The following is a 22,839-nucleotide window of genomic DNA, read 5'->3' on the forward strand; positions in this document are numbered from 1 at the left end:
GTTGTTCACCTCCCCGTCACCTGGAGTACACCATAGCGTCATCCGATGGTCGCGGGCGACTCCGCGGGGGCGGCCGGAGTGTGGTGGCAGCATGCGGGGACGCCGAGTCCGCGCAGAGCGAAGAATCCCGCGTCATCGACCTGACCGGATGCCGCAGCGAACGCGTCGAGGTCGATGCGCGCCCCGCCGAGCCACGTGCCCGATATCCCGATCGCCCCGATCGTCTCGGGCGCGACGGCGAACGGATCGGCGTCGAGGGCGACGAGGTCGGCGAGCTTGCCGACCTCGAGTGAACCGACGTCGCCCTCGGTCCCCAGCGCGTAGGCGGCGTTGATCGTCTGAGCGGCAAGCGCCTCGTCGAGCGTGGTCGCCTGCCCCGGACCACGCACCGTGCCGCTCGAGGTACGCCGGGTCACGGCCGTCTGGATGTTCAGAAGAGGCGTGGGCGGGCTCACGCTGCCGTCGTTGTGGAAGGACGGGTGCACCCCGGCGTCGAAGGCGTCGCGGAACCGCTGCCACGTGGCTCCGATGGCCGGATCGAACATCTGCCCGTCGAGGAGGTCGCCCCAGTAGTAGAACTGAAAGGGCCCCATCGAGGCGACGACGCCGAGGTCGGCCATGCGGCGGAACTGATCGCGACGGGCGCCGCCGATGTGTTCGACACGCCACCGGTGGTCGGTGTCCGTCAACCCGTGCTTGTCGAGTGCCCGGCTGAAGGCGTCGAGGACGATGTCGAGCCCGATGTCGCCGTTGACGTGGAAGGCCATCTGCCACCCTTCTGCCGCGTGCGCATCCAGCAGCGCGTCGAGCTGGGTGCGCGTGTAGTTCATCGGCTTCTGCCCCGTCACCCCCGCGGGGATGCCTGCCGCGCGCGTGGCGGGTGTATCGAGATAGGGCTCGCTCATCGCGATGTTGCCCACCCACGGAGACCCGTCGGCCCAGAGCTTGATGCCCTGCTTGTGCAGCATCGTCGAGGGGATGTGCGAGGTGAAGGGTTCGCCGCAGTCGGCCTCGGTGGACATGTGGTAGAGCGTGATGCGCAGGGGTGAGCTCGGCAGCGACGCGAGCGTCTCGTAGGCCTGCTTGAGCGGAGTCTTGTACGTCAGCTCGGATGTCGAGGTGATCCCCGCGGACGACATCATCATGTAGTACTCCACGGCACCCTGCATCGGCCTGCCGCCGGCGGCGATCGCATCCAGGACGGGCGCCGCCAAGGCCATCGCCGCAGGAACCTCCGTGGCCCGGCCGTCGAGGCTGCCGTCCGGCTTTCGGCCGAAGAATCCGCCCACCGGATCCGCCGGCGGGCTCTCGATCCAGCCGAGCTCGCGTATGACGGCCGACGTCACATACGAGGTGTGCCCGGAGTTGCCGAAGACGAGCACGAGGCGGTCGCCGAAGATCTCGTCGAGGACGTCCGCGGTCGGCTCGTCGTGCTGCTGCAGGAGACCGTCGAAGCCGAAGAACGACAACGGGGCCGCCGCGTCCGTCTCGGCGATGGCCCTGCGGAAGACCGCGACCACGTCCTCCCACGTCGGGCAGAACCACGGTGCGATCCAGTACGCGGGATGCATCGTCGCCATGCCGCTGAGGACCGGATGCGAGTGCGAATCGATGAAGCCGGGCAGCAGGCACGCAGCGCCCGTGTCCTCCACCGGCGCGCCGGGCAGGGCGGCTCTGCACTCGGCCACGGTTCCGACGGCGACGATGCGCCCGTCGGCGACCGCGAGGGCATCCGCCCGCGGGGTCTCGGGGTTCATCGTGATGATGGTCTCGGCGGTGAGGATGCGCGCGCTGGGCATTCTGCTCCTGGGGGGACTGAGCGGGTGACACGGCGACTCGACCACATCGGCGACGGTTGCGCCCGGCGACCCGCCGGGAACGTGCATTCCCGCCGGGGAATGTCACCTGCTCACGCGTCGGCGCGTCTGGCGTCCTTGCGCTCGTCCACACGACGCTTGAGGAAGATCAGAGGCAGCAGGACGGTCGCGAGCGCCGTGACGAGCCAGACGATGACCGGCGCGAGCACCCAGGAGAGCGCGTCCGTGATGCGCAGGCCGCCGATGGGCAGCAGCACGACGACGAGCAGGGCGACGAGCGTGGAGACGATGCCGATGCCCCCGAGCAGTGCCGGGGCGTAGCGGCGCGCCATCGTCGCGATCCACGGCGCGAGCACGCTCTGCAGGATGGCGAAGATCACCACGGCGATGACGAAGCCCCACCAGTCTGCCCAGACGATCTGGAAGCCCGGCAGCAGGAGGTCGGCGGCGACGAGCCCGAGCGCAGCCGAGAGCACGAACACGAGCGTGCGGAAGAGGAACATGATCACGCTCGTGACCCTACCGCGGCGGCCGCAATCGGGTCAGGAGCCGAGCGCGGCGAGGCGCTCCTCTTCGTCTGCGGCGATGCACGAATCGATCACGGGGCCCAGCGCCCCATCCATCACCTGGTCGAGGTTGTAGGCCTTGTAGCCGGTGCGATGATCGACGATCCGGTTCTCGGGGAAGTTGTAGGTGCGGATGCGTTCGGAGCGGTCCATGCCGCGGATCTGCGAGCGACGCGCGTCAGAGGCTGCGGCATCCCGCTCTTCCTGCTGTCTGGCCAGCAGTCGCGCGCGCAGCACGCGCATGCCGGCCTCGCGGTTCTGCAGCTGCGACTTCTCGTTCTGCATCGACACGACGATGCCGGTCGGCAGGTGGGTGATGCGCACGGCCGAGTCCGTCGTGTTGACCGACTGCCCTCCGGGCCCGGAGGAGCGGAAGACGTCGATCTTGAGATCGTTCGAGCTGATCTCGACCTCGTCGGGCTCGTCCACCTCGGGAAAGACGAGCACGCCGGTCGTGGAGGTGTGGATGCGGCCCTGCGACTCGGTCGCGGGAACCCGCTGCACGCGGTGCACGCCGCCCTCGTACTTCAGGTGCGCCCAGACGCCCTGCGCGGGGTCGGTCGAGGAGCCCTTGATCGCGACCTGGACATCCTTGTACCCGCCGAGGTCGGATTCGGTACGCTCGAGCAGCTCCGTCTTCCAGCCTTTCGACGCGGCGAACTGCAGGTACATGCGCAGCAGGTCGGCGGCGAACAGAGCGCTCTCGGCACCGCCCTCGCCGCCCTTGATCTCCATGATCACATCGCGTGCGTCGTCGGGGTCGCGCGGGATCAGCAGGCGCCGCAGTCGCTCCTGCGTCGCGGCAAGCCGCTCTTCCAGCGCCGGGATCTCTTCGGCGAACGCCTCGTCCTCTCGGGCGAGCTCGCGCGCCGCGTCGAGGTCTTCGGATGCGCCCGTCCACGCGTCGTTGGCCGCCACGATGCGGGAGAGTTCGGCATAGCGTCGGTTGACGCGCTTCGCGCGCGCCGCGTCGGCGTGCACCGCCGGGTCGGAGAGTTCCTCCTGCACCCGGCGGTGCTCGTCGATCAGCGCTTTGACGGAATCGAACACGGGGTTCGCCGCCGTCAGCGGATGTTGTTGTCGTGCCCGTGGCTGTGGCCGTGCGCGCCCTGCGCGGGCGCCGGGATCGACTTCTGCATCTGCACGAGGAACTCCACGTTGGAGGAGGTCTCCTTGAGCTTGCCGAGCACGACCTCCAGCGCCTGCTGCGGGTCGAGGCCGGCGAGTGCCCGGCGCAGCTTCCAGGTGATCTTCACCTCGTCGTTCGAGAGGAGCATCTCCTCGCGACGTGTCGAGGACGCGTTCACGTCGACGGCCGGGAAAATCCGCTTGTCGGCGAGCTGGCGCGACAGGCGCAGCTCGCTGTTGCCGGTGCCCTTGAACTCCTCGAAGATGACCTCGTCCATCTTGGAACCGGTCTCCACGAGCGCGGTCGCGAGGATCGTGAGCGATCCGCCGTTCTCGATGTTGCGCGCGGCACCGAAGAAGCGCTTGGGCGGGTAGAGCGCCGAGGCGTCGACGCCGCCGCTGAGCACGCGGCCCGAGGTCGGGGCGGAGATGTTGTACGCGCGGCCGAGCCGCGTGATCGAATCCAGGAGCACAACGACGTCGCGGCCGAGTTCGACCAGGCGCTTGGCGCGCTCGATCGCGAGTTCGGCGACGGTGGTGTGGTCTTCGGCGGGACGGTCGAAGGTGGAGGCGATGACCTCGCCGCGCACCGTGCGCTGCATGTCGGTGACCTCTTCGGGGCGCTCATCGACCAGCACCACCATGAGGTGCACCTCGGGGTTGTTCTGCGCGATCGCGCTCGCGATCTGCTGCAGGACGATCGTCTTGCCCGCCTTCGGGGGCGCGACGATGAGTCCGCGCTGGCCCTTGCCGATCGGCGCGACGAGATCGATGATGCGCTGGGTCAGCTTCTCGGGCGCGGTCTCGAGGCGCAGTCGCTCCTGGGGGTAGAGCGGAGTGAGCTTGCCGAACTCGACGCGGTTCGCCGCGTCGTCGGCGGACAGCCCGTTGATCGCGTCGACCTTGACCAGCGCGTTGTACTTCTGGCGCCCCGACTGCTCGCCCTCGCGGGGCTGCTTGATCGCGCCCACGACGGCGTCGCCCTTGCGCAGGTTGTACTTCTTGACCTGACCGAGCGAGACGTAGACGTCGCTCGGACCCGGCAGGTAGCCGGTCGTGCGCACGAAGGCATAGTTGTCGAGGACGTCGAGGATTCCGGCGATGGGGATGAGCACATCGTCGTCGCTGATCTCGGTCTCGAACTCGTCGACGGGCGCTCCGGTGCGCTTGCCGCGCGCGCGTCCGCGGCCACGCCCGCCCTGCTGACCGTCGTCGTCCGACGCGGCCTGGTTCTGGGGTGCGTTCTGCGCCGCCCCCGCGGGCTGCGCGGCCGGCGCGTTCTGCCCGCCCTGGTTCTGGGCGTTCTGCCCGCCCTGGTTCTGGCCGTTCTGGCCGCCCTGGGCGGCAGCGCCGTTCTGCCCGCCGCGGTTGCGGTTGCGGTTGCGGTTGCGGCTGCGACGCCCGGTGGGCTGATCGCCACCGTCGTTCTCGCCGTCGGACTGCTCGCGCGAGCCCTCGGGGTTCTGCGCGGTCGTGTCGGTGGATGCCGGAGCCGCATCGCTCGCGGTGGACTGCTCCGTTGCGCCCTGGGCGGCGTCGGTGGCCGGATCGGCCTGGTCACCGGTCGCGTCGACCGGAGCGACGGCGTCAGCCACCGATCCCTCGGTCGCGTCACCCTCGGTGGCCTGCGCCGCGAGTGCGGCCGTGATGCGGGCGTCGAGATCGGCGTCGACCGCGGACTGCGACGTCTTGAGTGTCGCGCCGAGCTCGCTCGCGACGGCGATGATGCGCTTGGCATCGACACCGGCCTCGGCGGCGATCTCACGCACGCGACGGCGGCGAGGGGACTTGCGTGCGGCACGCGTGGGTGCGGCCTGCTCGACCGCCTCGGTCGGCGTGGCCTCGTCGGCCGGCGCCGCGTCGGCAGCGGACTGCTCGGTCGGCGCCGCCTCGGCGGCGGGCTGCTCGGCCGACTCGACCGACGCCTCGGCAGCGGCGGGCTGCTCGGCCGGTTCGACCGGCGCCGTCTCGGTCACGGGCGCCGATGTGTCGGCGCCGTCGTTGGGGTGCGCCTCAGCGGGCGCGCTGTCACCGGTGTTCTCGCCCTCGGGCGAAGTGGTACCGGCCTGGATCTCGGAGATGGACTCCACGAGGTCTCCCTTGCACGTGTGGATATAGAGAACTGCACGAGATGCCGGACGCACCGGCATCGAGCCGCATCGATCGCGCGAGGCGAGAGGAGATGGGCTGGCAGTGGTTTCGCAGATTGCGACCGGAGGCCAGATTCACAGGATCGCGAGACGATCTATGTGGAACCCTCCGGCTGTTCTTTCACTGTAGCACCCTTGAAGTCGACGGCCAGCATCAGGGCTTCCCACGGAGTGTCCGAGGTCGCCGCCACCAAATCGGCCGCTTCGAGGCGCCTGCCCGGGCCGTCCGCGAGCACCAGGATGCTGGGGCCCGCACCCGAGACGACGGCCGCGAATCCGGCATCCCGCAGGGCTCGCACGAGACGCAGGGTCTCGGGCATGGCCTCGGCGCGATAGTCCTGATGCAGCTTGTCTTCGGTCGCGGCGAGCATCAGCTCCGGGCTCTGGGTGAGAGCCGCGATCAGCAGGGCCGACCGCGAGACGTTGAAGACGGCATCCTCCCTCGGCACGTGCAGCGGCTGCAGGCTGCGCGCGAGCTTGGTCGACATCGTGAAGCCCGGCACGAAGACGAGGGGCGAGACGCCGCGATGCACGAGCAGCTTCTTGTGCTGCGGTCCTTCGGGCGCGAGCCACGCGATGGTGAGACCGCCGAACAGCGCCGGCGCGACGTTGTCGGGATGCCCCTCGAGCTCGGTCGCCATGCGCAGCAGGTCGTCGTCGGTGATCTCGACGCGACCGGCGAGCAGTCCCTTCGCGGCGACCAGACCCGAGACCACCGCGGCACCGGATGAGCCCATGCCCCGGCCGTGCGGGATGGCGTTTCGCGCCACGAGGCGCAGGCCAGGCAGCGGAACGCCGACCGCGTCGAACGCGTACGCGATCGTCGTGATGACGAGATTGGTCGCGTCGGTGGGCACATCGCCCGCACCTTCGCCGTGCACGATGACCTCGACGCCGCGCTCCGGCAGCGCCGTGACCTCGATCTCGTCGTAGACGCTCAGGGCGAGCCCGAGCGTGTCGAATCCCGGTCCGAGGTTGGCGCTCGTGGCTGGCACGCGCACCGCGACGGTGCGCGGGGCTTCGTTCACGCCGGCGCCTGCGCAGGCGCGAGCCCGAGCACGGAGGCGACCTCGGTCGTCGTCGCATCGACGACGGTGGGCTCGACCTGGCTGCCGTCGGCGTTGCGCAGCGCCCACTGGGGGTCCTTCAGCCCGTGCCCGGTCACCGTCAGCACGACACGCGCGCCGGGACGGACGACACCGGCCTCGACGCGGTCGAGCAGACCCGCGACGCTGATCGCCGAGGCCGGCTCGACGAAGATGCCGACCTCACCGGCGAGCAGCTTCTGTGCCGCGAGGATGCGCTCGTCGTCGATGGCACCGAAGTAGCCGTCGGTGGCCTCGCGCGCCTCGAGGGCGAGGTGCCACGAGGCCGGGTTTCCGATGCGGATGGCGCTGGCCACCGTCTCGGGGTGGCGCACGACCTCTCCGGTCACGAGCGGGGCGCTGCCGGCGGCCTGGAAGCCGAACATGCGCGGCACGCGCGTCGAGACGCCACGGTCGGCCTCCTCGCGGTAACCGCGGGTGTAGGCGGTGTAGTTTCCGGCGTTGCCGACGGGGATGAAGTGGAAGTCCGGCGCGTCGCCCAGCTGCTCGACGATCTCGTACGCCGCGGTCTTCTGTCCCTCGATGCGGTCGGGGTTGACCGAGTTGACCAGGTGCACGGGATAGTGGTCGGCGAGTTCGCGCGCGATCTCGAGGCAGTCGTCGAAGTTGCCGCGGATCTGGATGAGCTGGCCGTTGTGCGCGACGGCCTGGCTGAGCTTGCCCATCGCGATCTTGCCCTCGGGCACGAGCACGGCGGCGGTGATGCCGGCGTGCGCGGCGTACGCGGCCGCAGAGGCCGACGTGTTGCCGGTCGAGGCGCAGATGACGGCCTTCGCGCCGTGCTCGACCGCGCGCGAGAGCGCCACGGTCATGCCGCGGTCCTTGAAGGATCCGGTCGGGTTCATGCCCTCGTACTTGACCCAGACGTCCGCCCCCGTGCGGCGCGACAGTGCCGGGGCGGGCAGCAGCGGGGTGCCACCCTCGCCCAGGGTGACGACCGTCGAGGCGTCGGTGACGCCCAGCCGATCGGCGTATTCGCGGAGGACTCCGCGCCAGACGTGTGCCATCTCAGTCTCCTTCTACCCGCAGCACCGACACGACCCGTTCGACCACGCCGCTGGCGGCGAGCTTGTCGACGGTGTCGGAGAGGTCCTGTTCGAGGGCCTTGTGCGTTCCGATGACAAGTCGCGCCATCGGGATCTCGGATGCCGGGGCCTCGCCGCCGGCGGTGGTCTCGGGCGCGTCGATCACAGTCTGCTCGACCGTCGCGATCGACACGCGTCCTTCGCTCAGTGTGTTGGCCACCGTAGCGAGAACTCCCGTGCGGTCATCGACCTCGAGCGTGATCTGGTAGCGCGTCGTGACGTGCCCGATCGGCACGATCGGCAGGTTCGCGCGAGTGGACTCCCCCACCCCGACGCCGCCGGCGATGTGGTGCCGGGCCGCCGAGACCACGTCGCCGAGCACGGCCGAGGCGGTCTGCACCCCGCCGGCGCCGGCGCCGTAGAACATCAGGCTGCCCGCGGCCTCGGCCTCGACGAAGACGGCGTTGTTGGCGCCGTGCACGCTCGCGAGGGGGTGGCTGCGGGGAACCAGCGCCGGGTAGACCCGCACCGAGATCGCCTCGCGGGGACCGTCGGCGGCGGCATCCTCGATGCGCTCGCACACGGCGAGCAGCTTCACGACGTATCCGGCGTGCGTGGCGGCATCGATCATCGCCGCGTCGACACCCGTGATGCCCTCGCGGTGCACGGCCTCGAGCGGTACCGCCGTGTGGAAGGCGAGGCTCGCGAGGATCGCGGCTTTCTGCGCGGCGTCGTAGCCCTCGATGTCTGCGGTGGGGTCGGCCTCGGCGTACCCGAGGGCCTGCGCCTGCGCGAGCACGTCGGCGAAGTCGGCACCCTCGGTGTCCATGCGGTCGAGGATGTAGTTGGTCGTGCCGTTGACGATGCCCATGATGCGCCGCACCCGGTCTCCCGCGAGCGAATCGCGCAGCGGCCGGATGATGGGGATCGCGCCGGCGGCGGCCGCCTCGTAGTAGACGGAGGCCCCCACCTGGTCGGCGGCCTCGAAGATCTCGGGACCGTGGGTGGCGAGCAGCGCCTTGTTGGCCGTGACGACATCGGCGCCCGAGTTCAGCGCGTGCAGGATGTACTCGCGCGCCGGCTCGATGCCACCCATCAGCTCGATCACGATGTCGGAGCCGACGATCAGCGACTCGGCGTCGGTGGTGAACAGCTCGCGCGGCAGGTCGACGTCGCGGGGTGCGTCGAGCGAGCGCACCGCGATGCCCGCGAGCTCGAGGCGCGCGCCGGCCCGGTCCGCCAGTTCGTCGCCGTGGCGCAGGAGCAGGCCGGCGACCTGCGAGCCCACGGCTCCGGCGCCCAGCAGTGCCACGCGCAGTGTGCGGTAGTCCGTCATCGGTCTCCCTCTGTGTGGTCGAGCCCCGCGTCGCGCGCCAGAAGGTCGGCGATGCTCTCACCGCGCACGATCACCCGCGCGGCGCCGTCGCGGACGGCGACGACCGGCGGTCGGGGCACATGGTTGTAGTTGCTCGAGAGCGGCTGGCAGTATGCCCCCGTCGCCGGCACGGCGAGCAGATCGCCCGGGGCCAGGTCCGAGGGCAGGTACTCCGCATCGACGACGACATCGCCCGATTCGCAGTGCCGTCCGACGACGCGCACGAGCTGCGGATCGCCCGCACCGCGGCGAGCGGCGAGCCGCGCGGAGAACTGCGCGTCGTACAGGGCGGGCCGCGCGTTGTCGCTCATGCCCCCGTCGACGCTGACGTAACGGCGGACGGCGGGTGCGGCATCCGTCTCGACCGTCACGTCCTTGAGCGTGCCGATCTCGTACAGGGTGACGCCGGCGGTGCCGACGATGCTGCGCCCCGGCTCGAAGGCGACGACGGGGATCGGGATGCCGCGGGCCGCGCATTCGTCGGCGACGACCTCGACGATGCCCTCGGCGAGCTCCTCGAGCGGGGTCGCCTGGTCGGCGGAGGTGTAGGCGATGCCGAATCCGCCGCCGAGGTTCAGCAGCGGCACCTCGCCGCCGGCGAGCAGACGCTCGTGCACCGCGAGGAGCCGCGCCGCGGACTCGTGGAATCCCGCCGTACCGAAGATCTGGGAGCCGATGTGGCAGTGCAGCCCCGCGAAAGCGAGCGTGGGCACCGAGCGGATGCGCGCGACGATGCGCTCGGCATCTTCGAGGGCGAAGCCGAACTTCTGGTCCTCGTGCGCCGTCGCGAGGAAGTGATGGGTTTCGGCGTGCACGCCGCTGTTGACGCGCACGAGCACGCTCTGGGTGCGGTCCGCGCGGGCCGTGATGGCGGCGAGCCGCTCCAGCTCGATGTCGGAGTCGAGCACGATCGCGCCCACACCGGCCGCGACGGCGTCCTCGAGCTCGGCGACCGACTTGTTGTTGCCGTGGAATCCGATGAGGCCGGGACGGACCCCCGCCGCAAGGGCGACGGCCAGCTCGCCGCCGGTGCACACGTCCACGCGCATCCCCTCGGCGGTGACCCACCGTGCGATCTCGGTGGAGAGGAACGCCTTGCCGGCGTAGTAGACACGGGCCTGCGTGCCGTGCCGGGAGGCGGCGTCCTCGAACGCACGCACGGCCGATGCGGCGCGGCGGCGCACCTCCTGCTCGTCGATGATGAGGACGGGCGTGCCGTACGTGCGGGCGAGCTCCGGCGCGGCGATACCCGCGATCCGGAGTGCGCCGTCGGCGTCGCGCACGGTCGAGGCGGGCCAGACGCCCGCGGCGAGGGCGTTCGGGTCGGCGGGAGGCTCGAGCCAGGCGGGGGCGAGCGGCGAGGCGGGCACGGCAGACCAATCGGTGTGTTCGGGAGGTCGTCGCCGCGGGAGAGCGGCCGATCGCGGTCGATTCACGCGACCGGCGACGATTGCCATCCACTCTAGAGCACAGCCCACGCGGCTCCCGTGCGCGGACGGCGACGGCTCACGCGCAGGAGCCGGGATCGCGCAGCTGCGGATCGTTCATGATGCCCGGCGCGATGTCGACGAGCGCCACGACACGCCCCTCCGACACCTGCACATCGGTCAGCGTCAGCGCCTGCGGCAGACTCTCGGCGACGCAGACGTCCCACGAGCGCAGCACCGCGTCGGCGATCCCGCCGAAGCGGGCACGCAGCTCGTCGGCTCCGACGTCGGCGTCCCCGAGCCGCAGCGAGGAGGGCGTGAGGACAAGGTCACCGGTTGCGGCGGCGATGTCGAACCCGACGCCGATCGGGAACGCCGCACCGAACAGGCTCAGCTCGATCGTCGCGGTCACCTCCGAGCCCTCGATCGCGATGGTGTCGGCCGGAAAGCCCTCGACGCCCGCCAACAGCGTCCGAAGCTGGTCTTCGTCGACGACGACGGTGGCGGATGCCGAGCCGAGATCTTGCTCACCCCGGATCGGCACCGCCCGGGCCACGACCTCGACGTCGCCCGCGAAGGCGTCGAAGCTCACGTCCTCCGCGGCGATGCGCACCTCGTCGAGCTCGCCCACGATGAGCCCCGGGAGCACGGCGCCTCCGACCTCGACGTCGACCTGCTGGTCGGCGGCGAGGTCGAGCTGCTGCACGACCTGGGTGCGGATAGCGCGCTCGACGATGTCGCGCGCGAGCCACTCCCCCGCGAACCACGCGCCCACGAGCAGGCCGGCGACGACCAGCAGCGCCACGATCCAGGGCCAGACCCGACGTCGACGCTCGGGCCGCGCCGTGTCGGCGAGCACCCAGCGCTGACCCGGCTCGGGCAGCGGAAGCGTCTCGTGCTCGGACCCCGGCATCCCCTACATCCGCTCCGGAGCGCTGACACCGAGCAGATCGAGGCCGTTGCGCAGCACCTGTCCTGTCGCGTCGTTGAGCCAGAGGCGCGTGCGGTGCACGGCCTCGACGGGGGCATCGCCGAGCGGGATCACGCGGCAGTTGTCGTACCACCGGTGGTAGAGCCCGGCGAGCTCTTCGAGGTAGCGGGCCACGCGGTGCGGCTCTCTCACCTCGGCCGCGAACGCGACCAGACGCGGGAACTCCTGCAGGGCGCCCAGCAGCGCCGACTCGGTCTCGTGCTCGAGCAGCCCCGGGGCGAACTCGCTGCGATCGACTCCCGACGACTGCGCGTTGCGCGCCACGTTGTGTGTGCGGGCGTGCGCGTACTGGACGTAGAAGACGGGGTTGTCGTTCGTGCGTTTGCGCAGCAGCTCGGGATCGAGGGTCAGCGGTGAATCGGCGGGGTATCGGGCGAGCGAGTAGCGCAGAGCGTCGGTGCCGAGCCACTCGCGCAGGTCGTCCATCTCGATGATGTTGCCGGCGCGCTTGGACAGCCGGGCGCCGTTGACCGACACGAGCTGACCGATCAGCACCTCGATGTCCTTCTCCGGGTCATCTCCCGCCGCGCCCGCGAGCGCCTTCAGGCGATGCACGTAGCCGTGGTGGTCGGCGCCGAGCAGGTAGATCTTGTGCGCGAAGCCGCGGTCGCCTTTGTTGAGGTAGTACGCCGCGTCCGCCGCGAAGTAGGTGTACTCGCCGTTGCTGCGCCGGATCACGCGGTCTTTGTCGTCGCCGAAGTCGGTCGTGCGCACCCAGACCGCGCCCTCGTCGTCGAACACGTGACCCTGAGCCCGCAGGCGCTCGACCGCCTCGTCGACGAGGCTCGGGCCGCCGTCGTCCGGCATCGCGTGCAGCACACGCTCCGAGAACCAGACGTCGAAGTGGACGTTGAACGCGGCGAGCGAGGCTTGCAGCTCACCCAACTGGAGCTCGTATGCGCGCTCGAGGGCGGCCGCGAGCTGTTCGCTCGGGTCGAGCTCGAGCAGTCCGGGCAGGGCTGCGAGCACGCGGCGGGCGAGCTCGTCGATGTAGGCACCCGCGTAGCCGCCCTCCGGGGTCGGCTCGCCCTTCGCGGCCGCGAGCACCGATCCGCCGAAGCGCTCCATCTGCGCACCGGCGTCGTTGATGTAGAACTCGCGCACGAGCGTGGCTCCCGAGGCCTGCAGCAGACGGGCGAGCGAATCGCCGAGGGCCGCCCAGCGGGTGTGGCCGATGTGCAGGGGGCCCGTAGGGTTCGCCGAGACGAACTCGAGGTTGATGGTGTTGCCGCGCTGGGAGTCGTTGGTGCCGAAAGCGGCGCCGGCGTCGACGATCGTCTTCGCGAGCGCGCCCGCGGCGGCGGCGTCGAGCCGGATGTTGATGAAGCCCGGACCGGCGACCTCCACGCTCGCGATGCCGTCGACGGAGCCGAGCCCCTCGGCGATCTCGCTCGCGAACTCGCGGGGATTCGTACCCACGACCTTGGCGAGCTTCATCGCGGCGTTCGACGCCCAGTCGCCGTGGTCGCGGTTCTTCGGCCGCTCCAACGGCAGGTCTGCGGGGGTGAGTCCCGCGCTCGATCCCGGGCGTCGCGCCTCGGCGAGCGGGGTGATCACGGCGAGCAGGGCGACGGAGAGATCCTCGGGATTCATAACCGCCCCAGTCTAGTTCGCGGCCCCGCGGGCGCGGGAACTGCGGCCACGGTCGCTGAGCTCGTCGAAGCGATCAGGCCAGCTGCACCAGCGCGGTGAAGTCGTCGGGCTCGGATGCTGCGACCAGAGCCTCATCCGCGGTGCCGCGCTCGTGGCCCTCGGCGTCCGGCATCACCCACGCATCGACACGCATGCGCTCGAGCGCGACGTGCCCGCCGTGGAAGCTGAGGAAGGCGCAGTCGGCGGCGTCGCGGCCGGTCCCGATGCGCACGAGGGAGCGCCGGTCGGCGAGTCGGGTGGCGTCGATCACGTACCACGCCCCGTCGAGGTACGCCTCGGCCACGGCGTGGAAATCCATCGGCTCCAGGCCCGGCGCGTAGCAGGCCGCATAACGCGCGGGGACATCCATCGCACGCAGCAGGGCGATGACGACGTGCGCGTAGTCGCGGCACACCCCTTGACCGGTCATGAGCGTCGTCACCGCACTGTCGGTGCCGAGGCTCAGACCCGGGGTGTAGGTGATGCTCTGCTCGGCGAATCGCGTGACGGCCGTCAGCAGCTCGGCCCCCGACATCCCCTGGAACTGCCGACGGGCCTGCGTGAAGACTTCGTCGGACTGGCAGTACCGGCTCGGGCGCAGGTAGGTGATCGCCTCGAGGTCGCTCGTGTGGGCGGTGCCCGTGTGCCCGTCGATGATCGCGTCGTACCGCACCTGCAGGGGTCCGGCCTCGCCGAGCAGACGGTGCAGGCGGGTGCCGGACTGATCCACGATCTCGGTCGGGGTGTAGACGCGGTCGCCCTGCGTGAAGGTCAGCTGCTCGCTCGTAACGGGTACCTGCTGAGCCACGCTGAGGGAGAAGATGAGGTCGATCGAGGCCCCGAGTTCGAGGTCGAGTTCGGCGGTCACGATGCGCTGCACCGGGATATCCTCGCACGCCGCGGCGGCTGGTCGGGCCTTCCCCGAGGGCGCCGATGCGGGGGGCGCCCTCGGCATGACCTACCCTCGTTGCATGACCCCCACCCCGCGCTCGTCGAGCAGGCGACGCGTGCTCGCGTGGACCGTCGGCGCGGGCGCAGGCGCGGCCCTCCTCCTCACCGCCGTGCTGGGTGCGTGGCAGCCCTGGCGCGCGCCCCTCGCCGTCCCCGATGCGGGGTCCGCGGCGGGCGGCACCACGGCGGACGCACCGGCGCCCGACCCCCTCGTCCTGCCCGCCGACGCGAGCGTGCTCGTCTTCGGCGACTCGTGGACCCACGGCTCGGCGGCGACCGATCCCACCCGCGGCTACGCGTATGTGCTGGGCGAGCTCACCGGCTGGCAGAGCGTGGTGGACGGCGTGCGCGGCAGCGGGTATCTCAAGCCGGGCATCGACGGCCCGTCCTTCGGCGAGCGCATCGCCGCCCTCGATCCGACTCTGGACCCCGACCTCGTGATCGTGCAGGGCTCCATCAACGACCGACTGCTCGTCCCGGACGGGTATCGCGCGGCGGTGGACGCCGCCTGGGATGCCCTCGAGCGCATCTACCCGACAGCATCCATCGTCGTCCTGGGACCCGCGCCGCACGTGCTGCCCGTGGACTCGGGCACCGCGTCGATCGACGACGCCCTCGCGGGTGCCGCGGCCGCGCGCGGCTGGTGGTACATCTCGCCGCTCGATGAGGGATGGATCACCGAGATCAACTATCTCGACGTCATCGACACCGGCGCAGGTCGGAATCACCCCTCGACCGAGGGACACGCCTACCTCGCGGAGCGGCTCGCGCAGGCCCTGGGCGAGCGCACCGCGGTGACGGATGCCGCGGCCGACCCCGCGATCGACCTCGAGGGCTGAGCCCCGCCGGGGCCTGTAGACAGGCACCCGCGCCGGGGACATCCTTGACCCATGAGTCACCTTGATCCCGAGAGCGAGTACGAAGCCCTCATGCATGTCGTCGATCGGCTGCAGGCGCGGTACCCGCACCTGACGTCCGACGATCTGCGGGCGATGACCGTCGAGGCCTTCGAATCCTTCGATTCGGCCCACGTGCGCGACTTCGTGCCGGTACTGGTCGAGCGCCGTGTCGCCGAGCGCATCTCGGCGACACCCGTCACCTGATCTCGGACGGCGGACCCACGGCACGCTCGGGGCGGCTCGCTCGCGCCGCGGCGAGGGTGCCGAGCACCGCGATCGCGAGGAGCGCCGCGACGGCGGCCGACAGCATCCATGCGCCCGTCCAGCCGGCGAGCGGGTACGTCAGCAGAAAGCACGCGTGCGACAGCGAGAACTGGGCGGTGTAGACGAGGGTTCGATTCTGCTCCGTCGACGCTGCCAGGAGCAGCCGCGCCGACGGCGTGCTGATGAGCGATGTGCCGGCCCCGAGCAACGCCCAGACGAGCAGAAGGCACGCCCAGGCACCGTCGCCTCTCGGTGCGACGGCGGTGAAGGCGGCCGCGCCGGCGAGGGCCGCGACGACCGTCGCGCCACCGGCCAGCATCGGTCGGGTGACCCCCCATTTCTCGATGATCACCGGCACGACCAGCGCGACGCCGAGCGACCCCGCGCCGAAGGCGGCATACGTCAGCGCGAGCGCGCTGTCGTCGAGCAGAAGAAGCTCCTTCACGTAGACAACGGTGTTGACGAGGACGAGAGCCGTGCCCGAGGCCACCACGAGGTTCATCAGCAGGAGAAAGCGCAGGCTGCGCGACCGGGCGAACACCCGCACGCCCGCAAGAGTGCGCCCCCAGAATGTGGAGGAGGGCGAAACCGCCGCACGAGGCGGCACAGTCGTGAGCGCGACGATCACCGCCGAGACGGCGAAGCCGACCGCCGTCCCGACGAACAGATCGGAGAACGCGACGAACGAGAGCAACGCCGCCGCGAGGATCGGGCTGGCGATCGCCTCGAGGTCGTATGCGAGCCGCGAGAGCGAGAGCGCGCGTGTGTACTGAGATTCGTCGGCGAGGATCGCCGGGATCTGGCCTGGAACGTGGGAGTGAAGGTCGCGGATGCACACTGCAGCACGAAGACGAGGACGTAGACCTGCCACACATCGTCGACGAAGGGCAGGCCGAGTGCCGCGAGCCCCCGCACGGTGTCGGCACCGATCAGCACAGCACGCGGCGACAGCCGCTCGGCGGCCGCCGCGGCGAGGGGCGCCACGCCCACGTAGGCGATCATCTTGATCGTGAGCGCCGTCCCGAGCACGCTCCCCGCCTCGCTGCCCGCGAGATCGAACGCGAGCAGACCGAGCGCGACGGTGAGCAGGCCTGTGCCCGTGAGGGCGATCGCCTGCGCCGTGAACAGGCGCCGATACGAGCGATTGCCGAGGACGGCGACCAGACCGCCGTTCATCGTTCGGCGTGATGCGCCGGAACCTCGTCGATCGCGTGCTCGGCCTGCAGCATCCCCTCGCGGACGACCCGCAACGCATGCTCGTCGACGAGTGAGTAGAACGCCCGGTTCGCATCCTGGCGGACCGCCACCATGCGCGCCCAGCGCAGCTTCGCCAGGTGCTGGGACACGGCCGGCGCCGGACGGTCGACGATGTCGGCGATGTGGTTGACCGACAGTTCGCCATCCTGCAGCGCGAGCAGGATACGCACGCGAGTGGCATCCGAGAGCAGGCGGAAGACTTCGACCGCGACATCGACGTTCGGGCTGTCGGGCGGGATGCTGTGCTCCTGCGTATCTGCGTGCATGCGCAGACATTAGCATGGACGTGGTTCCGACCGGGGCGCCCGACCGCACCCGGAAGCACTCGCCTGTCGCAATGTGCGCATGCGCGGCGGTGAGACCCGCATGTCGCGACAGCGGAACCTCGCCCCGACGCGTGCGGCGCACGGGAGCCTCCCGATCGACGCCCGCGACGGACAGGAGCGCGGGGCGGAAGACGAAGGGGCCGCGAGGGCTGAACGCCCCGCGACCCCTCCGCATTATTGGTGCCCCCGACTGGAATCGAACCAGCGACCTTTGGTACCGGAAACCAACGCTCTATCCCCTGAGCTACGGAGGCGCACCGGTCGAGATTACCACCCGCGGAGCCGAGGCCCGAGCCGCGGCCCGGGTCAGAGAGCGGGGGCCACGCGCGGGATGTCGACCCGCACACCCCCCTCGGGCCCGCTCCCGCGGATCGTGGCGGCCTCGTCGCGATCGACCGGCAGCACCCGCACGATGATCTCCCCCGACTGCTGCGCGTCGAGCGCCTCGAGCACGGCGTCCTCGATCCGCGCCGCAAGCGCGGGGTCCTCGAGGGCGGCCGCGCTGTCATCCAGCAGCGTCACATCGACGCCGCGCTCGCGCGCACGGCGCGCCGCCTCCAGCACCGGCTCGGTGGCGAGGCCGTCCGCCCGCAGCCAATCCCGCAGCGTCGCCTCCAGCAGCCGCAGCCGATCGCGCTGCGCGTCGTCGATCGGCGCATCCGAGGCCAGCAGGTGCAGCGCGGGTTCGGCGAACGAGCGCAGCCGCTCGAGCCGCGCACGCTGCTCCTCGATGGCCGCGCGAGCCCCCTCCTGCGACCGGGCGCGCTCGCGCCCCGCGAGGTGGATGCGCTCGATCGTGCCCGCGGTGTTGCGCAGGTACAGCGCGAAGAACGTGCCCACGAGCAGCATCGCGGCGTGACGGATGACGAAGACGATGCCGAACCACACCGTCTCTCCGGAGGAGAGCGCCCACGCGACCGCCACGAACGTCATCAGGGCCATGCCGGTCCACGCGGCCCCAATCCGGCCGCGAAGAGCGAGGAAGAGCAGCACGGTGCCCGATGCACCCCAGAACCACGCCGACCATCCCGGCGCCCCGTCGGGCACGATGTTCCAGGCGGCGCACACGACCACCACGGTGAGGACGACGACCACCGCGGTCAGGCGCGCGGGGTAGGGATCCGGCGCCGGGATGAGCAGAAGTCCCGCCGCGACCGTCACCACAGCGACCGCGGCGAGCGCCACCGCCGGCGAGCGCACCTCGCCGAGCGTGGCGATCGCGTTGACGGCGTTGGTGAGGGTGAACAGGGCGAAGATCGCCCGCGCGCGCCAATCGGTCAGGCGCAGCATCCCGGACACGTCGACCGCGGTGATCAGCGATCGTCTGCTGCCTGCCAGCACAAGCGCACCTCCGTCCCGCGGCCGGGGGCGCTGTCGATGACCGCGCGGCCGCCCACCGCCCGCATGCGCTCGATGATGCTCACGCGCACGCCGAGGCGGTCGGGGGCGACCCGGCGCAGGGTGAATCCGCGTCCGTCGTCGCGCACGGAGATGGTCACCGAACCGCTCTCGATGCGCAGGCTCACCGACCGACGCGCGTCGCCGGCATGCTGGATGCTGTTGCGCATCGCCTCCGCGGAGGCCTCGATCAGCGCGGCGGCCGGGTCCACCGGCACGCAGGAGCCGGGGGTCACCACGACATCCCAGGTGAAGGCTGCATCCGCACCCGCCGTCGCGCCGGCGGAGCGCACCCGTGCGGCGACCTCCTCGCCCGCAAGGTCGGTGCCGTCGTCGGTGGGCTCGAGGGCGAGAAGGGTGGATCGGGCGACCTCGCGAAGATCGTCCCGAGAGGGGCCCGTTGCCCGCGATGCGGCCAGTAGCAACGAGAGCACGTGATCGTGGATCAGCGCATTGACGCGGGTGCGCTGCGCTCCCGCGCTGCTCTGCCGCGCCTCGCGGGCGGCCTCTTCACGCGCCGCGCGACCCGCGAGATCCAGGCTCGCTCCCGCTGAGGTGGACACCTGGATGATCGAGATCACGATGACGCTGAAGGTGAGGGCGAACAGCGCATCCTCCGCCGCACGGGACCACCCCATCTCCGGCGCGGCCAGGTAGCTCACGACCGCCGTCATGAGGGCCATGATCCCGAGGTAGAGCCACGCCGGCAGCGGCCGCCAGGCGATCGCGGCCGCGCTCGCCGCGATCGTGACCACGTCGTACGTCCAGGGCGCGGACGCGAGCTGCTCGGAGCCGCTCTGGAGCAGCGGGATCCAGATGGCGAGCGTCGTCGCGTATGCCAGGCAGTAGGCGGTCGCCACGATCCAGAGCAGCCGAGGCGGAGCGAACGAGCCGAGTGCGCCCAGCGCGACGGGCAGGAGAGCGCAGGCGAGATAGCCGAAGAGCGCCCACGGCGACCAGAGATCGAGCACCTGTCGCGCGGCTTCGTCGACGTCGATCAGCGTGTAGACGAGGGCCGCGACACCCAGCGACGTGTAGAGGATGCGCTGGATGCGCTCCGCGGCGGCTCTCACCCGATGTCCTCGATCAGGCGGTCTTCGGCCGCCCGGCGATACAGGTCGACCTTTGTCGGGGCCGGGCGTCCGGCCTTGGCGTACTTGCTGCGGATGCGGCTGATGTAGTTGGCCACCGTCGCCGGAGACAGCCCCGTGCGGAAGGCGACGGACTGCGCCTTCTCCCCCGCGGCGTACAACGCGAGCACCTCCCGTTCCCGGGGACTGAGTCCGGCATCCACCAGCTCAGGATCACCGTCGATCGCCGCGGCCCAGTCGACGGATGCGACAGATCTGCCCGCGATGGCGTCGGTCACCGCGGCACGGATCTCGTCTTCGGGTCGCGACTTGCGCACGATGCCGAGCACGTCGGCCCGGGCCGCCTGGCGCACGAGATCCGCGCTCTCACCCGAGGTGAGAACGAGCACGGGCACACCCGCATCGCGCAGCACGTGAACGTTGTCGGCGACGCTGGATCCGTCGCCCAGGCGCAGATCCAGGATCACGAGGGCGAACTCGCCGCCGAGCGAGAGCAGCTCTGCGACGGTCGGCGCGGTCTCGACCTCGTAGCCGTTGGCCCCGAGCACCTCCATCACCCCGACCGCGACCAGCCTGTGGTCCTCGACCAGCCCTATGCGAACGCGGTCTCCCGCCCCTGCCTGCGTCATGCCTCTCCCCCCGGAGCAACCGTCATGTGTGGTTAGAAGTACATCTATCGTGTTTTCGCCCCGAGCGGCTTGACTGAAGGAGCACACCGTGGTGGAGACACCGGTTTCCCGCGGTGTTTGTCTGAGTGGGGGCGGCGTACTGGGGGGCACGCCGCCCCCGCTACTCGGATCCGCGCAGCTCTTCGCGCCGCATCGGCTTCGCCGCCCGCATCAGATCAGGAACAGCGGCAGCAGGCCGGGATTGTGCGCGTGCACCAGGACCGCGAACACCACCGCGTCGAAGAGCAGGTGCACCGTGACGACGTAGGCCAGCGAATGGGTGCGCATGAAGATGAACCCCTGCAGCAGCGCGAACGGGATGGTCAGCACCGGACCCCAGGCCTGGTAGCCGAGCTCCCAGAGGAACGACACGAACACGATCGCCTGGAGGGCGTTCGCCTGCCAGAACGGAAAATGCCGTCGCAGCAGGGCCAGCACGGTGCAGATGAAGAAGAGCTCGTCCCAGATGCCGACCGCGCCGACGCCCACGAAGAGCCGCGCGATCAGCTCGGGCGTGTCGACGACGGGCCAATTCGTGTACACACCCGACGTGATGAAGTAGAACGGCAGGATCAGCCAGCCGAGCACGAGGACCAGCACGAGCCACGTCCATTGGAAGGTTGTCCATCGGCCGCCGCCCCGCCACGGGAACGAGATCGCCCGGTCGCGGAAGATGAAACGCGAGATCACGTAGGGCACGGCGACCGCCCCGCCGAGGGCGAGGGTGAAACGCAGCATCGCCAGGTTGTCGAGCTCCGCGTGCAGCGGGATGACGCTGACGATGACCTGCCCCAGGGCGATCAACGACAGGTCGCGCAGCAGGCTCGGCGGCCGCGCGCCGGTGACGACCGCCCCTGCGGCGGTGTCGGGCGCCGCCCCGCGCGGGAGGATCGCGGCGATCACGAGACCGACGATGAGCATCGCGTAGCCGACCCACCGCAGCTGCACGCCGAACAGCGCGACGGCGGCGGCGCACACCAGGAAGGCGGGGATCAGGCCGAGCGTCCACGCGGGCCGCGTCGCGACATCCGCCATCACACGGGCGGTCACGCCGTCGCACCCGTCGCGTCCGCGCCCGGCGCCGTCACCGCGCGCCGGTAGGCGAGATCCCGGATCTCGCGTCCCGCGCGCAGGCCCTTGCGCTCGAACGCGGTCATGACGCGGCCCTCGAAGCGCGGAGCCCAGTCGCCCTCGAAGGCCCGCGTGAATCCGGGTGCCGCGTCGAGGACGGTGCGCATCTGCCGTGCGTAATCCGCCCAGTCGGTGGCGAGCCGCAGCATCCCGCCGCCGACGAGGGCGCGCGAGACGACCCCGGCGAACTCGTCCGTGACCAGACGCCGCTTGTTGTGCTTGGACTTGTGCCAGGGATCGGGGAAGAACACCCACACCTCGGCCAGCGACCCCGCCGGAAGGTAGCCGCCCAGCACCTCGGGCGCGTTCGCCTCCATCAGGCGGAGGTTGCGTGCGCCCTCGCGATCGGCGTCGAGCATGGTGCGCGCAAGTCCCGCGCGGAACACCTCGACGGCGAGGAAGTCCTCGTCCGGCCGTGTCAGGGCCGCGTGCACGATCGCGTGACCCTGGCCCGAGCCGATCTCGGCGATCAGCGGCGCGCTGCGCCCGTAGACGTGCGCAGGGTCGAGGCGCGCATGGGTGGCCACCGAGGTCGCGGCCTCGCCGCGGGGCACGTCGATCAGGTAGCGCGGCGAGAGCTCTGCCCAGGCGCGCTCCTGCCCGTCTGACATGCGGCCGCTGCGGCGGACGAACGAGACCGGCCGATCGCGGAAGACTCGGGTCTGGGGCTCGGCATCGCTCACCCCCTCAGGGTACGGGGCGGCGAGCGCGATCACGCCGTCACGAAGTCGATGAGCTCCTCGACGCGCCCGAGCAGTGCCGGCTCGAGGTCGCGGTAGCTGCTCACCGCGCCGAGCACGCGACGCCAGGCGCGCGCCGTGTCGGTCTGGTCGCGCGCGGGCCAGCCGAGTGCGCGGCAGACGCCCATCTTCCAATCCGTGCCACGGGGCACCTCCGGCCAGGCCGCGATGCCGAGCGAGGCGGGCCGCACGCACTGCCAGACATCGACGAAGGGGTGTCCGACGATGAGGGTGTGCGCACCGTGCGGTCCGCGCGCGACGGCGCGGGCGATGCGCTCCTCCTTCGAACCCGGCACGAGATGGTCGACGAGCACGCCGTAGCGGCGCTCCCGGGAGGGCGGCTCGGCATCGAGCAGCTGATCGAGCAGGTCGACGCCCTCGAGGTACTCGACGACGACGCCTTCGACCCGCAGATCGTCGCCCCAGACCTTCTCGACGAGCTCCGCGTCATGGCGCCCCTCGACGAGGATGCGGCTGGGGCGCGCCACGCGGGCGCGGGCGTCGGCCACGGCGAACGATCCCGACGCGGTGCGACCGGCGACGGGGGTGGATGCCGGGGCCCGGGCGGGTGCCTCGAGCTGCACGAGCGCGCCCTCGACCATGAAGCCCGGACCGAGCGGGAACAGGCGGCGGCGGCCGTGCCGGTCCTCGAGCTCGACCTGCCCCGCACGCACCGACGTGATCGCACCGCACCACCCGTCGGCGGCGACTTCGACGACGAGGTCGCGCTCTGCGGGCACTCGGGGCACGGTCTTCGTCCTCGCCTCGCGCCACCCCGGGGCCAGCACGTCGGCGCCGTATCTGTCGTCCATCACGCTCCCTCCGCGGCGCTCAGCCTAGGCGTCGGCGGCGCCGTCTCGAGAGCGGCGCACCGGGATCGGGCGCCACCCTGTGAGA

The 22,839-nt window shown here is 71.0% G+C and carries 21 protein-coding genes and 1 tRNA gene; 2 read left to right on the forward strand and 20 right to left on the reverse strand.

The window, feature by feature from the left end; all coding sequences use genetic code 11:
• Nucleotides 1–38: 38 nt before the first annotated feature.
• The 11 genes from AB2L57_RS12850 to AB2L57_RS12900 all read right to left on the reverse strand — a co-directional run bounded on the left by AB2L57_RS12850 (nt 39) and on the right by AB2L57_RS12900 (nt 14,097).
• A complete protein-coding gene (locus AB2L57_RS12850; protein ID WP_292814692.1) occupies nt 39–1,799 on the reverse strand; it encodes an amidohydrolase in 1,761 nt (586 codons plus the stop codon).
• Nucleotides 1,800–1,909: 110 nt separating this feature from the next.
• On the reverse strand, nt 1,910–2,320 hold the full coding sequence (locus AB2L57_RS12855) for a hypothetical protein (RefSeq protein WP_409048629.1): 411 nt from the start codon (nt 2,318–2,320) through the stop codon (nt 1,910–1,912).
• A 39-nt stretch (nt 2,321–2,359) separates the two neighbouring features.
• Nucleotides 2,360–3,433, reverse strand: a complete 1,074-nt coding sequence (gene prfA, locus AB2L57_RS12860; RefSeq protein WP_409047265.1) for a peptide chain release factor 1 — start codon at nt 3,431–3,433, stop codon at nt 2,360–2,362.
• Between the two features lie 14 nt (nt 3,434–3,447).
• Nucleotides 3,448–5,601 (reverse strand): transcription termination factor Rho, encoded by a 2,154-nt coding sequence (gene rho / locus AB2L57_RS12865; RefSeq protein WP_363331328.1) that lies wholly within the window; start codon nt 5,599–5,601, stop codon nt 3,448–3,450.
• 155 nt (nt 5,602–5,756) lie between these two features.
• Nucleotides 5,757–6,689: a homoserine kinase gene (gene thrB, locus AB2L57_RS12870; protein ID WP_409047266.1), complete on the reverse strand. Its 933-nt coding sequence runs from the start codon at nt 6,687–6,689 to the stop codon at nt 5,757–5,759.
• Nucleotides 6,686–7,774 carry a threonine synthase gene (gene thrC, locus AB2L57_RS12875; protein ID WP_292810430.1) on the reverse strand — a complete coding sequence of 363 codons (1,089 nt, stop codon included), beginning with the start codon at nt 7,772–7,774 and terminating at the stop codon, nt 6,686–6,688. Before thrC ends, thrB begins: the two co-directional genes overlap by 4 nt.
• A 1-nt stretch (nt 7,775) precedes the next feature.
• Complete coding sequence (locus AB2L57_RS12880) at nt 7,776–9,128, reverse strand: homoserine dehydrogenase (protein WP_409047267.1); 1,353 nt, start codon at nt 9,126–9,128, stop codon at nt 7,776–7,778.
• Nucleotides 9,125–10,537 (reverse strand): diaminopimelate decarboxylase, encoded by a 1,413-nt coding sequence (lysA, locus tag AB2L57_RS12885; RefSeq protein ID WP_409047268.1) that lies wholly within the window; start codon nt 10,535–10,537, stop codon nt 9,125–9,127. Before lysA ends, AB2L57_RS12880 begins: the two co-directional genes overlap by 4 nt.
• A gap of 136 nt (nt 10,538–10,673) precedes the next feature.
• Nucleotides 10,674–11,507 carry a DUF2993 domain-containing protein gene (locus tag AB2L57_RS12890; RefSeq protein WP_292810424.1) on the reverse strand — a complete coding sequence of 278 codons (834 nt, stop codon included), beginning with the start codon at nt 11,505–11,507 and terminating at the stop codon, nt 10,674–10,676.
• Between the two features lie 3 nt (nt 11,508–11,510).
• Nucleotides 11,511–13,178, reverse strand: coding sequence for an arginine--tRNA ligase (argS, locus tag AB2L57_RS12895; RefSeq protein ID WP_292810422.1), 1,668 nt, complete (start codon nt 13,176–13,178; stop codon nt 11,511–11,513).
• A gap of 73 nt (nt 13,179–13,251) precedes the next feature.
• Nucleotides 13,252–14,097, reverse strand: a complete 846-nt coding sequence (locus tag AB2L57_RS12900) for a transglutaminase family protein (RefSeq protein ID WP_292810420.1) — start codon at nt 14,095–14,097, stop codon at nt 13,252–13,254.
• Between the two features lie 91 nt (nt 14,098–14,188).
• Here AB2L57_RS12900 and AB2L57_RS12905 point away from each other — a divergent pair, with 91 nt between their 5' ends.
• Together AB2L57_RS12905 and AB2L57_RS12910 are read left to right on the forward strand one after the other, a co-directional pair.
• Nucleotides 14,189–15,007, forward strand: a complete 819-nt coding sequence (locus AB2L57_RS12905; protein WP_292810418.1) for an SGNH/GDSL hydrolase family protein — start codon at nt 14,189–14,191, stop codon at nt 15,005–15,007.
• A gap of 51 nt (nt 15,008–15,058) precedes the next feature.
• Entirely contained in the window at nt 15,059–15,271 is a 213-nt protein-coding gene (locus AB2L57_RS12910) for a three-helix bundle dimerization domain-containing protein (RefSeq protein ID WP_292810416.1), read from the forward strand.
• Here AB2L57_RS12910 and AB2L57_RS12915 read toward each other — a convergent pair.
• From AB2L57_RS12915 to AB2L57_RS12955, 9 genes are all read right to left on the reverse strand, one after another.
• Entirely contained in the window at nt 15,264–16,169 is a 906-nt protein-coding gene (locus tag AB2L57_RS12915; protein ID WP_409047269.1) for a hypothetical protein, read from the reverse strand. The two genes, AB2L57_RS12910 and AB2L57_RS12915, sit on opposite strands and share 8 nt — an antisense overlap.
• Nucleotides 16,170–16,503: 334 nt before the next feature.
• A complete protein-coding gene (locus tag AB2L57_RS12920; RefSeq protein WP_292810412.1) occupies nt 16,504–16,854 on the reverse strand; it encodes a metalloregulator ArsR/SmtB family transcription factor in 351 nt (116 codons plus the stop codon).
• Nucleotides 16,855–17,092: 238 nt separating this feature from the next.
• Nucleotides 17,093–17,168 (reverse strand) — tRNA-Arg (locus tag AB2L57_RS12925).
• A 52-nt stretch (nt 17,169–17,220) separates the two neighbouring features.
• Nucleotides 17,221–18,255, reverse strand: a complete 1,035-nt coding sequence (locus AB2L57_RS12930; RefSeq protein ID WP_292810409.1) for a hypothetical protein — start codon at nt 18,253–18,255, stop codon at nt 17,221–17,223.
• Entirely contained in the window at nt 18,228–19,385 is a 1,158-nt protein-coding gene (locus AB2L57_RS12935) for a sensor histidine kinase (protein ID WP_292810407.1), read from the reverse strand. The genes AB2L57_RS12930 and AB2L57_RS12935 overlap by 28 nt, the downstream gene beginning before the upstream one ends.
• Nucleotides 19,382–20,032, reverse strand: a complete 651-nt coding sequence (locus AB2L57_RS12940) for a response regulator transcription factor (RefSeq protein ID WP_292810405.1) — start codon at nt 20,030–20,032, stop codon at nt 19,382–19,384. The genes AB2L57_RS12935 and AB2L57_RS12940 overlap by 4 nt, the downstream gene beginning before the upstream one ends.
• A gap of 210 nt (nt 20,033–20,242) precedes the next feature.
• Nucleotides 20,243–21,106, reverse strand: a complete 864-nt coding sequence (locus AB2L57_RS12945; protein ID WP_292810443.1) for a CPBP family intramembrane glutamic endopeptidase — start codon at nt 21,104–21,106, stop codon at nt 20,243–20,245.
• An 11-nt stretch (nt 21,107–21,117) separates the two neighbouring features.
• The gene (trmB, locus tag AB2L57_RS12950; RefSeq protein WP_292810441.1) at nt 21,118–21,813 is read right to left on the reverse strand and encodes a tRNA (guanosine(46)-N7)-methyltransferase TrmB; all 696 of its coding nucleotides are present in this window, start codon (nt 21,811–21,813) and stop codon (nt 21,118–21,120) included.
• 101 nt (nt 21,814–21,914) lie between these two features.
• Entirely contained in the window at nt 21,915–22,754 is an 840-nt protein-coding gene (locus AB2L57_RS12955) for a DUF3097 family protein (protein ID WP_409047270.1), read from the reverse strand.
• Between the last annotated feature and the right edge of the window lie 85 nt (nt 22,755–22,839).

The sequence above is a fragment of the Microbacterium sp. HA-8 genome, assembly GCF_046111165.1.
In the GTDB taxonomy this organism is placed as follows: Bacteria; Actinomycetota; Actinomycetes; order Actinomycetales; family Microbacteriaceae; genus Microbacterium.

Coding starts and splice junctions, on each gene's coding strand:
- AB2L57_RS12850 (WP_292814692.1), bottom strand. CDS start 1,799: ATGCCCAGCGCGCGCATCCTCACCGCCGAGACCATCATCACGATGAAC.
- AB2L57_RS12855 (WP_409048629.1), bottom strand. CDS start 2,320: ATGTTCCTCTTCCGCACGCTCGTGTTCGTGCTCTCGGCTGCGCTCGGG.
- thrC (WP_292810430.1), bottom strand. CDS start 7,774: ATGGCACACGTCTGGCGCGGAGTCCTCCGCGAATACGCCGATCGGCTG.
- AB2L57_RS12880 (WP_409047267.1), bottom strand. CDS start 9,128: ATGACGGACTACCGCACACTGCGCGTGGCACTGCTGGGCGCCGGAGCC.
- AB2L57_RS12890 (WP_292810424.1), bottom strand. CDS start 11,507: ATGCCGGGGTCCGAGCACGAGACGCTTCCGCTGCCCGAGCCGGGTCAG.
- argS (WP_292810422.1), bottom strand. CDS start 13,178: ATGAATCCCGAGGATCTCTCCGTCGCCCTGCTCGCCGTGATCACCCCG.
- AB2L57_RS12905 (WP_292810418.1), top strand. CDS start 14,189: ATGACCCCCACCCCGCGCTCGTCGAGCAGGCGACGCGTGCTCGCGTGG.
- AB2L57_RS12910 (WP_292810416.1), top strand. CDS start 15,059: ATGAGTCACCTTGATCCCGAGAGCGAGTACGAAGCCCTCATGCATGTC.
- AB2L57_RS12920 (WP_292810412.1), bottom strand. CDS start 16,854: ATGCACGCAGATACGCAGGAGCACAGCATCCCGCCCGACAGCCCGAAC.
- AB2L57_RS12940 (WP_292810405.1), bottom strand. CDS start 20,032: ATGACGCAGGCAGGGGCGGGAGACCGCGTTCGCATAGGGCTGGTCGAG.
- AB2L57_RS12945 (WP_292810443.1), bottom strand. CDS start 21,106: ATGGCGGATGTCGCGACGCGGCCCGCGTGGACGCTCGGCCTGATCCCC.
- trmB (WP_292810441.1), bottom strand. CDS start 21,813: ATGTCAGACGGGCAGGAGCGCGCCTGGGCAGAGCTCTCGCCGCGCTAC.
- AB2L57_RS12955 (WP_409047270.1), bottom strand. CDS start 22,754: ATGGACGACAGATACGGCGCCGACGTGCTGGCCCCGGGGTGGCGCGAG.